The sequence below is a fragment of the Streptomyces sp. NPDC102258 genome (genome assembly GCF_055584685.1).
This window is the reverse complement of sequence record NZ_JBVJLO010000006.1, coordinates 167,137-181,390: the sequence shown is the minus strand read 5'-3', so window position 1 is coordinate 181,390 and position 14,254 is coordinate 167,137. Positions and strand designations below refer to the sequence as shown.

Genomic DNA, 14,254 nt, shown 5'->3' with positions numbered 1-14,254 from the left:
ACGTGAACGACCGTACGCAGTCGGGATCCGCCCCCGGCCGTCCGCTGCTGCCCGGCCTGTTCAGGGCCCAGGCCGCCCGCACCCCCGAGGCCCCCGCCGTGCTGAGCGCGGGCGCGGGCGTGTGGACGTACGCCGAACTGGAGGGTCACGCCGTCCGGTACGCCGCCGCCCTGCGCGCGGCCGGGGTGGCCCCCGGCGACTTCGTCGGCGTCTGCCTGCCGCGCGGCCCCGAACTGGTCGCCGCGCTGCTCGGTGTCTGGTTCGCGGGCGGCGCTTACGTCCCGCTCGACCCCTCCTATCCCGAGGCCCGGCTCGCCCTGGTCCTCCAGGACGCCGGCGCCCGCGTCGTGCTCGCCGGTCACGGCACCGCCGCCCGGCTGCCCGGCGGCGGCCCGCGCGTCCTGGACATCGCCGACGCCCCCGACACCGTGTCCGCCGCCGAGGCCGCCGCTTTCCCGGTGGCGCCCGACCCGGACCGGCCCGCGTACGTCCTGCACACCTCCGGCTCCACCGGCCGCCCCAAGGGCGTCCTCGTCCCGCACGGCGGCATCGCCAACCGGGTCCGCTGGCTGGCCCACCGGCACAAGCTCGGCCCGGCGGACCGGTTCCTGCTCAAGACCACCGTCGGCTTCGACGCCGCGGGGCTGGAACTGTTCTCGCCGCTCGTCAGCGGGGGAGCGGTGGCCGTGGCCCCCGAGGACGCCGAACGCGACCCGGCCGCGCTGCTGCGCGCCGTGGCCGAGCACGGCGTCACCGTCCTGCAGGGCGTCCCCTCCGTCTACCGGCGGCTGGCCGAACAGCCCGGCTGGGAGCGGGCCACCGCCCTGCGCCTGCTCTTCAGCGCGGGCGAGCCGCTGCACGCCGAACTCTGCCGCGCCCTGGCCGAACTGGCCCCGCGCGCCGAGATCTGGAACACCTACGGACCCACCGAGGCCTCCGTCGACATCACCGAGCACCGCTGGGACCCGGCGCAGCGCACCGGCGCCGTCCCCATCGGCCGCCCCATCGCGAACATGCGGGTCCTCGTCCTCGACCCGGCGGGCCGTCCCGTCCCCGTCGGCGTCCCCGGCGAGCTGCACGCGGGCGGCGTCGGACTCGCCCTCGGCTACCTGGGCCGCCCCGGCCAGAGCGCCGAACGCTTCGTGCCCGACCCGTACGGCGAGCCCGGCGAGCGGCTCTACCGCACCGGCGACCGGGTCCGCTGGCAGGCCGACGGCACCCTGGAGTACCTCGGCCGCCTCGACCACCAGGTCAAGGTCAACGGCGTCCGCATCGAGACCGGCGAGGTCGAGGCCGCGCTGGCCGCCCACCCGTGGGTGCGCGCCGCCGTGGCCGCCGCCGTGCCCGACGGCGCCGGCGGCCGGCGCCTGGTGGCCTGGGTGCAGTCCCGGGGCGAGCGGCTGCGTCCCGAGGAACTGCGCACGTTCCTGCGCCGCTCCCTGCCCGACCCGCTGATCCCCTCGCTGTACGTGCCGGTCGCCGACTTCCCGCTCACCGCCAACGGCAAGATCGACCGTTCCGCCCTGCCCGAGCCGGCCGCCGCCGCGGCCGAGGCGGAGGCCGCGCACGTCCCCGTACGCACCCCCGCCGAGCGGGTCGTCGCCGAGCAGTGGGCCGGTCTCCTCGGCATCCCCGCCGCCCGGATCGGCGCCACCAACGACTTCTTCCAGCTCGGCGGGGCCTCCCTGCTGCTGAGCCGGCTCGCGCAGGCGCTGACCGCCGCCTCCGGGACCGCCGTCCCGCTGCGCGCGCTGTTCACCGCCACCACCGTCGAGGCCCAGGCCGCGCTGCTGGCCGGCGCCCCCGGCCTCACCGGCGCCTTCGCCGAGGCCCAGGCCCAGGCCCGGGCCGATGACGACGACCGTGTCCGGCCCGTGCCGCGCACCGACGCCGGACTGCCGCTCTCGCCCGGCCAGCAGGGCCTGTGGCTGATGGACCGGATGCGCCCCGGCAGCGCCGAGTGGAACGCCCCCGTCTTCCTCACCCTGCCCCACCACTACACCGACGCGACGGTGGCCGCCGCCCTGACCGCGCTCGCCGCACGGCACGAGATCCTGCGCACCCGCTATGTCCTGCGCGCCACCGAGCCCGTCCAGATCACCGACGCCGAACCGCGCGTCGAACTGCGCGCCACCCGCGCGGAGAGCGCCGCGGCCCGGCACGCCCTGATCGAGGACGAGTTCGCCCGCCCCTTCGACCTGGAGCACGGGCCGGTCTGGCGCGCCCTGACCGTCCGGGGCGCCGACTCCCTCCACCTCGTCCTGTCCCTCCACCACATCGCCTGCGACGGCTGGTCCTCGGTCGTCCTTGAACGCGACGTCCTGGCCCTCGCCGAGGCCGTACACCACGGCCGCGAGGCCGTACTGCCCGCCCTGCCGGTCCAGTACGCCGACCACGCCGCGCACCAGCGCCGCCGGCTGGCCGCCGGGGGCGCGGGCGGTGAACGGGCCTACTGGAAGCGGGCCCTGGAGGGCATCGTCCCCGTCGACCTGCCCGCCGACCGGCCCCGTCCGGCCGTCCGCGACGGCGTCGGCGCCGCGCACGTCTTCACCGTCCCCGCCCCGCTCGCCGAGCGGGCCGCCGCCTACGGGCGCGGTCACGGGGCGACCCTCCAGCAGACGCTGCTGACCGCGTTCGGCGCGTTCGTCGCCCGCCTCACCGGCCACTGGGACGTGCCCGTCGGCGTGCCCGTCGCCGGGCGGGAGCGGCCGGAGGTCGCCGACGTCGTCGGCTTCTTCCTCAACACCCTCGTCCTGCGCTGCGACGCCCCGGCCGACGCCACCTTCGAGGAGGCGCTGATCCGGGTCCGCGACACCGCCCGCGCCGCCTTCGCCCACCAGGACCTGCCCTTCGACCGGCTCGTCGCCGAGCTGGACGACGCCCGTGACCCCGGCCGCACCCCGCTCTACCAGGTCATGTTCGACCTCCACGAGGAGGGCCGGACCGGCACCGCCACCGCCGACGACGACATCGAAGCCTTCCGGGGCGCCTGGCGCAGCGCCCGCACCGACCTCACCTTCGTGCTCCAGCGCCAGGGCGACGGCTCCCTGCTCGGTCTGGCCGAGTACGCCACCTCCCTCTTCGACCCGGCCACCGTCGAACGGTTCGCGGCCGGCTGGGTACGGCTGCTGGAGTCCCTGGTCGAGGACCCCCGGGGCCGCCTGGACCGGGCCGCCCTGCTCCCCGCCGCCCTGCGGGAGGAGATCCTCGCCCTCGGCCCCGGCGCCGCCGAACCGGGCGGCGCGGACCGCGCCGCCGACGCCTGCGTGCACACCGTGATCTCCGCCGTCGCCCGCACCGGCCCCCGGGAGACCGCCGTCGTCTGCGGCGCGGAGAGCTGGAGCTACGCCCGCCTCGAACGGCGCGCCGAGGCCTTCGCGCGCCGGCTGCGCGAGCTGGGCGCCGGGCCCGAGACCCCGGTCGCGGTCATGCTCGGCCGCACCCCCGACCTGATCGCCGCCTACCTCGGCGTGTGGAAGACCGGCGCCGCCTACGTACCGCTCGACGCGGCCGCGCCCGTCGAACGCCTCGGCTACGTCCTCCAGGACGCCGGGGTCCGGATCCTCGTCTCCGAGCTGTCCGGCGCCGTCCGGCTGCGCGGCCACCACGACGGGCCCTGGCTGGCCGTCGACACCGACGAACGCCTCACCGCCTTCGACGGCGCCGCCGAGGACACCGGGCTGGGCGGTGAGACCGGGCCGGGCGCCGCCGCTCTCGCCGCCTGCGGCGACCCCGGCACGGCCCACGACGGGCTCGGCGCGTGGTCCCGTACCGACGCCGCCACCGCCGACGATCCGGCCCGGCTCGCGTACGTCATGTACACCTCGGGCTCCACCGGCCGCCCCAAGGGCGTCGCCATCGAGCACCGCACCCTGCTGGCCATGCTCCGCGCCTCCCGGGCCCACCTGGACTTCGGCCAGGGCCCCGACGACGCCTGGCTGGCCCTGGCCCAGCCCACCTTCGACATCTCCTGCACCGAGCTGCTGATGCCGCTCACCGCCGGCGGCCGGGTCGTCCTGGCCCAGGAGCAGGACCTCGCCGACCACGCCGCGCAGCTGCGGCTCATCGAGGAGCACGGCGTCAGCCACCTCCAGGTCGCCCCGCCGCACTGGCAGATGCTCATCGACGCGGGCCTCGGGCGGCGCCCCCTCGTCGGCCAGACCGGCGGCGAACCCTGCCCGCCCGCCCTGGCCCGGGAACTGTCCCGGCGCCTGCTGCGCTTCGTCAACGAGTACGGGCTCACCGAGACCACCATCGCCGCCACCCGCTGGGACGCCCACGACACCGCCGCCTCCGTCCCCGTCGGCCGCGCCTACCCGCACGTCACCGCCCGGGTCCTGGACGCCTACCTGGAACCCGTCCCGTACGGCACCACCGGTGAACTGTGCGTCGGCGGCGCGGGACTGGCCCGCGGCTACCACGGCCGCGCCGGCCTGACCGCCGCCGCCTTCGTCCCCGACCCGTACGGCGCCCCCGGCGCCCGCCTCTACCGCACCGGCGACCGCGCCCGGATGCTGCCCGACGGCACCCTGGAGTTCGCCGGACGCGCCGACGGCCAGGCCAAGATACGCGGCCGCCGCGTGGAGACCGGAGAGGTGCAGGGCGTCCTCGCCGAGCACCCCGGGGTCGCCCAGTGCGCGGTCGTCGTCCACGGCGCCGGCCCCACCGCCGCGCTCGTCGGCTACTGGGTCCCGGCCACCGCCGCCGGCGCCACCCCGCCCGGCGACGCGGAACTCCTCGACCACTGCGCCCGCCGGCTGCCGGACTACATGGTCCCCGCCCTGCTGGTGCCGGTCCCGGAGATCCCGCTCACCCGCCACAACAAGGTCGACGTCAAGGCGCTGCCCGCCCCCGACCTGGCCGCCGCCCTCGCCGACGAGCCGTACACCGCGCCCGAGGGCCCGGTCGAGGAGATCGTCGCCGGGATCTGGGCCGAGGTCCTCGCCGGGGAGGACGGCACCACCCGCCGGATCGGCGCCCGCCAGGGCTTCTTCCGGATCGGCGGCAACTCCGTCCTCGCCGCCCGCGTCATCGCCCGCCTCCACGAGGAGTTCGACGTCGAGATGCCGCTGCGCGCCGTCTTCGAACACCCCACCGTCGCAGGGCTCGCCGCCGCCGTCGAAGAGGCCGTGCGCGCCGAGATCGAGACCCTCGACCACGCCGAACTCGCCATCGCCCACAGGGAGTACCAGCCGTGACCGCACCCACCGCACCCACGCAGGAAGAGCTGCGGGCGGAACTGCTGCGCAGGCGGCTCACCGGACGCGCGGGCCGCGCCACGGGCCGCGGCCCGGCCCGCTCCGGGATCCCGCGCGCCGACCGGGACGCCCCGCTGGCCCTCTCCGCCGGGCAGCGCCAGCTGTGGTTCCTCCACCAGCTCGACCCCGACAGCCCCGCCTACCTGCTGCCGCTCGCCCACCGGCTGCGCGGCACCCTCGACGAGAGCGCCCTGCGCCGCTCCTTCGACGCGCTGGCCGCCCGCCACGAGATCCTGCGCACCCGCTACCTCCTCGACGGCGGCGAGCCCCGCCAGGTCATCGACCCGGCCGGCCCCGTCGACTACGCCGTCAGCGAGGTCACCGGCGTCGAGGCCGCCGACCGCGACGCCGCCGCGGCCGCCTTCGCCCGGGCCCGCGCCACCGAGGTCTTCGACCTCGCCGCCGAAGCCCCGCTGCGGGTGCGCCTGCTGCGGCTGGCCGCCGACGACCACGTCCTGGTCGTCGTCATGCACCACATCGCCTGCGACGCCCTGACCCGGCCGCTGATCCTCGCCGACCTGGCCGCCTGCTACCGCGCCGCCGGGGCGATCACCGGCCCGCTGGACGGCGTACTGCCCGAACCGGCCGTCCAGTACGCCGACTACGCGGCCTGGCTGAACGCCCGCCAGTCCGGCCCCGCCGCCGAGGCCGCCCTCGACTGGTGGCGCGGACAGCTGGCCGGCAGCGAGCCCCTCGGCCTGCCCACCGACCGGCCGCGCCCCTCCGTGCGCGGCTGGGACGGCGCCGTCACCGCCTTCGACGTACCGGCCGGGGTCGCCGCCCGGCTGCGCGCCCTCGCCGAACAGGAGGGCGCCACCCTGTTCATGGTGCTGCTCAGCGCCTACCAGGCCCTGCTGGGCCGCTACGCCGGCAAGCGGGACGTCGCCGTCGGCACCGCCGTCTCCGGCCGCACCCGCCCCGAGCTCCAGCAGATGGCCGGCTACGCCTACAACAGCCTCGTGCTGCGCGGCCGCTGGCAGGGCGACCCGGCGTTCCGGGAGCTGCTGGCGGCCAACCGGACCACCGTCCTGGACGCCTTCGACCACCAGGACACCCCCTTCGACCGGATCGCCGACGAGCTGGAGCCCGAGCGGGACCTGTCCACCACCCCGCTCTTCCAGGTGATGTTCGACCTGGCCTCCGGGCACGGCTCCGACCGCCCCGACCTGCCGGGCCTGGAGGTCACCCCGGTCGCCGCGAGCGGCCGCATCGCCCGCTTCGACCTCACCCTGCACCTCGCCGAGCGCCCCGACGGCTCCCTGCACGGAGCCCTGGAGTACGCCACCGACCTCTTCGAGGACGCCACCGCCGAGCGGATCACCGGCCACTACGCGGCGCTGCTCGCGGCCGTCGCCGAACGGCCCGGCGCCCCCCTGTCCACCCTCTGCTTCCTCGGCGCGGCCGAACGGGCCCTGCTGCTCGACGGCCCCGCCGAACCGGTCGGCGCCCCCGTGGACGCCGCCGCGCTGAAGCCGGTCGTCCAGACCATCGGCGAGCAGATCGCCGCCACCCCCGGCGCCGTCGCCGTCCGGCACGCCTCCGGCGACCTCACGTACGCCGAACTCGACGCGCGCGCCGACCGGTTCGCCCGCCGCCTGGCCGGCCTCGGCGTACGCCCCGACGAGACCGTCGGCGTCCTGCTCGACCGCGGGCCCGACCTGGTCGCCGCCCTCCTCGGCATCTGGCGCGCCGCGGCCGCCTACGTGCCGATCGACCCGGGCTACCCCGACGAGCGCATCGCCTTCATGCTCGGCGACACCGCCACCCGCCTCGTGATCACCCAGTCCCGGCACGCCGGCCGCTTCGACGGCGCGGTAGAGCTGCTCGTCGTCGACGACCCGGCCGAGCGGACCGCCCTGGCCACCGCCGAAGCCGAACTGCCCGCCGTGCACGACCTCGACCAGCTCGCGTACGTCATCTACACCTCCGGCTCCACCGGCCGCCCCAAGGGCGTCCTCATCGGCCACCGGGGCCTGGCCAACTACCTCACCTGGACGGCCGGCGCCTACGCCACCGCCGGCACCGGCGGCGCCCCGCTGTTCTCCTCCGTCGCCTTCGACCTCGGCGTGCCCGATCTGTACGCCCCCCTCATGACCGGGCAGGCCGTCCACCTGCTGCCGCAGGACTTCGACACCGCCGACCTCGGCGCGCTGCTGGCCGAGGGAGGACCGTACGCCTTCATCAAGCTCACCCCCGGCCACCTCGACCTGCTCTCCCAGCAGCTCACCGACGTCCAGATCCGCGACCTCGCCGGCCTCGTCATCGCCGCGGGCGACTCCTTCACCCACCGCCTCGCCGAGCGCTGGGCCGCCGCCGCGGGCCCCGGCGGCACCCGCCTCGCCGCCGAGTACGGGCCCACCGAGATCACCGTCGGCAACTCGGCCCACTTCCTGCCCGCCGACGGCGCCGCCCACGGCCCGGTCACCACCGAACTCGTCTCCATCGGCCGGGCCATCCCGCACACCACCATGTACGTGCTGGACGAGGGCCTGCGCCCGCTGCCGCTGGGCGTCCCCGGCGAGGTGTGGATCGGCGGCGCCGGCCTGGCCCGGGGCTACGCCGGCCGGCCCGACCTGACCGCCGAACGCTTCCTGCCCGACCCCTACGGAGCCCCCGGCGCCCGCCTCTACCGCACCGGCGACCTCGCCCGGGTCCTGTCCGACGGCAGCCTCGACTTCCTCGCCCGCCTCGACCACCAGGTCAAACTCCGCGGCTACCGCATCGAACTCGGCGAGGTCGAGACCGCCCTCACCGCGCTGCCCGCCGTCGCCGAGGCCGTCGCCCTGGTCCGCGAGGACACCCCGGGCGACAAGCAGCTCGTCGCCTACGTGGTCCCCGCGCCCGGCGCCGCCGACGCGGACCTCGCCCCCGCCGCCCTGCGCGACGCCCTCGGCGAGGCCCTGCCCGGCTACATGGTGCCCTCCGCCTACCTGCGCCTCGCCGCCCTCCCGCTCACCGCCAACGGCAAGCTGGACCGGCGCGCCCTGCCCGCCCCCGGCCGCGCCGCCACCACCGTCGGCGAGCACGTGGCGGCGCGCGACGCCGCCGAGGCCTCCATCGCCGCCGTCTGGGCCGAGGTCCTCGGTCTGGAGACGGTCGGCGTCCACGACAACTACTTCGACCTCGGCGGGGACTCCATCCGCGCCGTCACCCTCGTCGGCGCGCTGCGCGAGGCCGGCTGGGAGACCAGCGTCCGCGACGTCTTCGAACACCGTACGGTCGCCAAGCTGCGCGCCGCCCTCGGCGACCAGGCCGGCGACGGCTGCGCCGCACGGGCCGACGGCCCCGTCGCGCCCTTCGCCCTGATCGGCGACGCGGACCGGGCCGCCCTGCCCGCCGACGTCACCGACGCCTACCCGGTCTCCCGGATCCAGGCGGGCATGCTGGTCGAGATGCACGGCCGCAGCGGCGAGAACCGCTACCACAACATCACCTCCTTCCGGATCCGCGACGAACTCCCCTTCGACCCCGAGGTGTTCCAGCGGGCGGCCGACCTCATCGTGGAACGCCACGAGGTGATGCGGACCTCCTTCGCGTTCTCCGGCTACAGCGAGCCCCTCCAGCTCGTCCACGCCGTCGGCGCCGTCACCATGCCCTGCCTCTTCGAGGACCTGCGCCACCTGCCCCGCGAGGACCGCGAGTCCACCCTGTGGTCCTTCGCCGACCGCGACCGCGAGGAGCTGTTCGACCTCGGCGCCGCCCCGCTCATGCGGATGGCCGTCCACCTCGTGGACGACGCGAGCTGGTGGCTGTCCATCACCGAGTGCCACCCCGTCATCGAGGGCTGGAGCTACCACTCCCAGTTGATGGAACTGCTGCGCGCCTACCGCGCGATCCGCGCCGGCGGCGCACCCGACCCGGCCCCGCCCGTCCCGGCCGTGCGCTACGCCGACTTCATCGCCGGCGAGCTGCGCTCCCTGGCCGGCGCCGAGGACCGCGCTTACTGGCGTCAACTAGTCGACGGCCATGAGAAGTTCACCGTCCCGACGGGCTGGGCCGGCGACCCGCACGGCCCCGACGAACGCTACCGCCTCGACCTCGCCCTCGGCGACCTGGAACCGGGCCTGCGCGCCCTCGCCTCCGCCGCCGAGGTCCCGTACAAGAGCGTGCTGCACGCCGCGCACAGCAAGGTCCTCTCCCTGCTGACCCGGGCCCGCGCCTTCCGCGGCGGCATGGTCGCCGACGCCCGCCCCGAGGAGGCCGGCGCCGAACGCGTCTCCGGCATGTACCTCAACTCCGTGCCCTTCCCCTACCACGAGGGTGCCGCCGCGACCTGGGGCGATCTCGCCCGTGAGGTCTTCGCCCGCGAGGTCGAGCTGTGGCCGCACCGCCGCTACCCGATGCCCGCCATGCGCGTGGCCGGCGGCGAGAGCCACCTGATCGACGTGCTCTTCCACTACCTGGACTTCCACCAGGTCGACGTGGAGCTCATCGACATCATGGCCAGCCGCGACGACAGCCCCAACGAGTTCCCGCTCGTCGTCGGCACACCCGTACGCGGCCACCTCTCGATCGCCTCCCGCACCCGGACCCTCTCCCGGGCGGCGGCCGAGCGGCTCGCCGCCCTCTACAAGGCCGTGCTCGCGGACATGGCCCGCACCGGGGCCGACGGCGACGCCCGCACCGGCTTCCCCACCCACCAGGAGCGCGCCCGCCTCGCCGCCCCCGCCCTCCCGCACCCCGAGACCCCCCTCGACACCCTCGTCGCCTTCGAGGCGCAGGCCGCGCGGACCCCGTGGGCCACCGCCCTCAGCGGCGCCGGAACCCCGCCGTCCGGGACCTCGTACGCCGAACTGGACGTGCGGGCCAACCGGTTCGCCCGGCGGCTGCGCGCACTCGGCGCGGGCCCCGAGAGCCGGGTCGCGGTCCTGCTGGACCGGGGGCCCGAGCTGGTCGCCGCCCTGCTCGGGGTCTGGAAGGCCGGCGCGGCGCAGCTGCCCGTCGACCCCTGCGCCCCCGACGCCCACCTCGCCGCGCTCGGCTTCGATCTGGTGCTCACCCAGGACGCGTACGCCGGCCGGTTCGCCGCCGCGGGCGCCGCCGGACGGGTGCTGCTCGCCGGGGACGTCTCCGACGAGGGCGACGGCGGCCCGCTCGGCCTGGACCTCGATCCCGACCGGCTCGCCTACGTCCTGCACACCTCGGGCTCCACCGGCACCCCCAAGGGCGTCGAGATCAGCCACCGTTCGCTCGCCCACTACCTCGACTGGGCCGTACGGGCCTACGCCGAGACCGGCTCCGGCGGCGCCCCCTGGTTCACCTCGGCCGGCTTCGACCTCGGCCTGCCCGCCCTGTACGCGCCCCTGCTGACCGGCCGGGCCGTACGGCTGCTGCCGCAGGACTGGCAGCCGCAGGAGCTCGGTCGGCTGCTGATGGCCGGGGCCCCGTACGCCTTCATCGGACTCACCCCCGGACACCTGCGGTTGCTGGAGGCGCAGCTGAGCGACTCCGAGCTCGGCGGCCTCGCCGGTATCGCGGTCTGCGCCGGCGACGCCTACCCGACGGCGCAGGCCGAACGGGTCGGCGCCCGCATCGCCGCGGCCGGCGGCGCGATGCTGCTCGGCGCCGAGTACGGGCCCACCGAGGCGACCGTCGCCGCGACCTTCGGGCACGTCCGCCCGAGCACCGGGCGCCCCCTCGTCCCGCTCGGCTCGAACCTGCCCGGCGTGCTGCTGCGGGTCCTCGACGACCGGCTCCGGCCGGTGCCCGACGGGGTCACCGGGGAGGTGTGGCTCGGCGGCGAGGGGCTGGCCCGCGGGTACGCCGGGGCGGCCGCCCTGACCGCTGAATCGTTCCTGCCCGACCCGTACGGCCTGCCCGGCACCCGCCTCTACCGCACCGGCGACCTCGCCCGGATCCTGCCCGGCGGCGCCCTGGAGTTCACCGGCCGCGCCGACGAACAGGTCAAGATCCGCGGCCACCGCGTCGAACCCGGCGCGGCCGAGGCGGCCCTGACCGCCGACCCCGCCGTCCGCGAAGCGCTCGTCGTGCCGGTGGACGCCGCCGACGGCGGCAAGCGGCTCGCCGCCTGGGTGGTGCCCGCCGACGGACACCCCGTCGAGGTCCGCGCCCTGCGCGACCGGCTGCGTACCGTCCTGCCCGCCGCCGCCGTACCCGCCACCGTCACCGTCGTCGCCCAGCTCCCGCTCACCGCGCACGGCAAGCGGGACAAGGCCGCCCTGGCCTCCCGCGAGGCCACTGCGACCGCGCTGCCCTACACCGCCCCGCGCACCGACCTGGAGAAGGTGCTCGCCGAGGTCTGGGCCGAAGTCCTCGGCCTCGAACAGGTCGGCGTGCACGACGACTTCCGCGACCTCGGCGGCGACTCGCTGCTCGTCGCCCCGCTGCTCGTCGCCGCCCGCGCGCACGGGCTCACCCTCGACCTCGCCACCGCGCTGCGCCACCACACCGTCGCGCAGACCGCCGCCGCACTCGAAGACGGCGCAGACCACCCCGAGAAGGGCTGATCCGATGGACCCGCTGCACACGTACGACCGGCCCGGCCGGCGCCCGGCGCGCCACCTCATCTCCATCGACGACCTCACCGACCGGGACCTGCGCCGCGTCGTCGCCCGCGGCGCCGCGTTCTCGGCGGGCACCGCCACCGGCTCCCGCGCCCTGGACGGCCTGGTCGCCGGCGTCTACTTCGCCAAGACCTCCACCCGGACCCGTACCGCCTTCTCCTCCGGGGCGCTGCGCGTGGGCGCCCGCATCGTGGCCTACGGGCCGGGCGACCTCCAGCTGAACACGGGGGAGTCCGTCGAGGACACCGGACGCGTGCTGTCCGGGATGCTCGACGTCCTCGTGGCCCGCACGGCCGGCCCCGAGGCCGAACTGCGCGGCTGGGCGAGCCAGGACCGGATGGCCGTGGTCAACGCGATGAGCGCCGAGGAACACCCCACCCAGGCCCTGACCGACCTCACCACGCTGCTGCGCCACTTCGGCCGGATCGAGGGGCTGCGCGTGCTCTACGTCGGCGAGGGCAACAACACTGCGGCCGCGCTGGCGCTGGCCCTGACCCGCTTCCCCTCCGTCCACCTCGAACTGCGCACCCCGCCCGGCTACGGGCTGATCCCCTCGGTCACGGCCCGGGCCCGCGCCCAGGCCGAGCGCACCGGAGCCGTGTTCACCGAGCGGCACGACACGGCCGCGCTGCCCGGCGACTTCGACGTCGTCTACACCACCCGCTGGCAGACCACCGGCACGCGGAAGCCGGACCCCGACTGGCGGGAGATCTTCGCCCCCTTCCAGGTCACCTCCGCGCTGTGGGACACCAGCCCGCGCGCCGTCTTCATGCACGACCTGCCGGCCCACCGGGGCGAGGAGGTCACGGCGGAGGTGCTGGACGGGCCGGCGAGCATCGCGTTCGCTCAGGCCACCAACAAGATGCACAGCGCCATGGCCGTACTGGAGTACACCCGCTCCGGCCTTCCGGCGGACCCCGCCGCCGCGCTCGACGAGGCGCTGCTCGCGCCGGCCGTACGGTGACCCCGCCGCCGAAGACGGTGACGGACCCGGCGGTCCTCCCGTGGGACCTCGCCACCGGCCCCGCCCCCACGGAGGAGACCCGGGAACAGGCGTCCCTCACCGCCGAACCCCGGCCGGTCGTGCGCTCGGAGCCGGGTCTCCCGTCCGAGCCGGGTCTCCAGGCCGAGGTGGAGCCCCCGGCCGAGCCGGGCCCGCAGGCCGAGCCCGAGCCCCCCGCCGTGCCGCTGCGGCGCAACCGGGACTTCGGGCTGCTGTGGGGCGGCGCCGGGCTGTCGCTGCTCGCCGGCCGGGCCACCGCCGTCGCCTATCCGCTGACCGTCCTGTGGGTCACCGGCTCGCCCGGCGACGCCGGACTGGTCGGCACCGCCCTGCTGCTCCCGCAGCTCCTCGTCCAGCTCCCCGGCGGCGCCCTCGTGGACCGCTGGGACCGGCGCCGGATCATGCTGGGCGCCGGCCTCGGCCAGGCGCTGGTCGCCGCGGCCGTCGCCGCCCTGCTGCTCAGCGGCCACGTCTGGCTGTGGGCCCTGCTCGCCGCCGCCTTCGTGGAGGGCACTCTCGGCGTCCTGCACCAGCTCGCCGAGCGGGCCGCCGTCCCCGCCGTGGTCCCCGCCGCGCAGCTGCCCTCCGCCCTCACCGGCAACGAGGCCCGGACCCGGGGCGCCGCCATCGCCGGGCAGCCGCTCGGCAGCGCCCTGGTCGCCCTGGGCACGTCCCTCCCGTTCGTGGCCGCCCTCGTCGGCCAGCTCGCCTCCGTCGCCCTGCTCTTCGGGGTCCGGGGCAAGCTCCAGGCCGAACGCACCGGGCCACGCCCCGATCTGGTGCAGGACGTCAAGGAGGGGCTCGTCTGGATGTGGCGCCAGCACTTCCTGCGCGCCGTCATGGCCGCCGTGGCCGTCTCCAACGTGCTGTTCCAGGGCCTCAACCTGGCCGTCATGACCGGCATCCAGGAGAACCACGGCTCCCAGTTCCAGATCGGCGTGGTCCTCTCGCTGAGCGGGGCCGGCGGACTCGTCGGTGCCATCAGCGGCGGCTGGTGGGCCACCCGCTTCCCCCTGCGGACCCTGGTCCTCGGCGGACTGGCCGTGTGGACCGCCCTCATGGTGCCCGTCGCGTTCCTGCGCGACCCCTACGCCCTCGGCGCGCTCTTCGCCGCCAGCGGCTACGTCGGCGGCGTGTTCAACGTCGCAGGCGGGGTGTTCATGGTCCGCGTCGCCCCCGACCGGATGCGGGGGAGGGCCAACTCCCTGGCCATGCTGGTCGGTTCGGGCGCCATGGCGGCCGGCCCGGTGGCCGCCGGATTCGCCCTGGAGGCCTTCGGCCCCACCCGTACGGTGCTCGGCCTGAGCGCCGCCATGGGCCTCACCGCGCTCCTCGCGCTGCTCTCGCCCGCCCTGCGCCGCGACCCGCTCGCCAAGGGCCCGCGCGAGGCCTCGTAACGACTCCCGGCCCCGCCTCTGACCTGCGCGAACAGCGATATAGGGCAGGTATGGCGGGGCCCGCGAGAGTGG

At 76.4% G+C, this 14,254-nt stretch carries 4 protein-coding genes; all 4 read left to right on the top strand.

Annotated features, from left to right (window positions below):
* The first annotated feature begins 2 nt into the window (after positions 1-2).
* Genes ACZ6ZT_RS12785 through ACZ6ZT_RS12770 form a run of 4 tightly spaced genes read left to right on the top strand, consistent with a single transcriptional unit; the run spans position 3 to position 14,182 of the window.
* Complete coding sequence (locus ACZ6ZT_RS12785; RefSeq protein WP_469718712.1) at positions 3-5,198, top strand: amino acid adenylation domain-containing protein; 5,196 nt, start codon at positions 3-5, stop codon at positions 5,196-5,198.
* Positions 5,195-11,725: an amino acid adenylation domain-containing protein gene (locus tag ACZ6ZT_RS12780; protein WP_469718710.1), complete on the top strand. Its 6,531-nt coding sequence runs from the start codon at positions 5,195-5,197 to the stop codon at positions 11,723-11,725. The genes ACZ6ZT_RS12785 and ACZ6ZT_RS12780 overlap by 4 nt, the downstream gene beginning before the upstream one ends.
* A 4-nt stretch (positions 11,726-11,729) precedes the next feature.
* Positions 11,730-12,746 carry an ornithine carbamoyltransferase gene (locus tag ACZ6ZT_RS12775; protein ID WP_469718708.1) on the top strand — a complete coding sequence of 339 codons (1,017 nt, stop codon included), beginning with the start codon at positions 11,730-11,732 and terminating at the stop codon, positions 12,744-12,746.
* On the top strand, positions 12,743-14,182 hold the full coding sequence (locus tag ACZ6ZT_RS12770) for an MFS transporter (protein ID WP_469718706.1): 1,440 nt from the start codon (positions 12,743-12,745) through the stop codon (positions 14,180-14,182). The genes ACZ6ZT_RS12775 and ACZ6ZT_RS12770 overlap by 4 nt, the downstream gene beginning before the upstream one ends.
* Positions 14,183-14,254: the final 72 nt, after the last annotated feature.

Bases quoted from the DNA above. Each gene is read 5' to 3' on its own strand.
- ACZ6ZT_RS12775 (WP_469718708.1), top strand. From the start codon at position 11,730: ATGGACCCGCTGCACACGTACGACCGGCCCGGCCGGCGCCCGGCGCGC.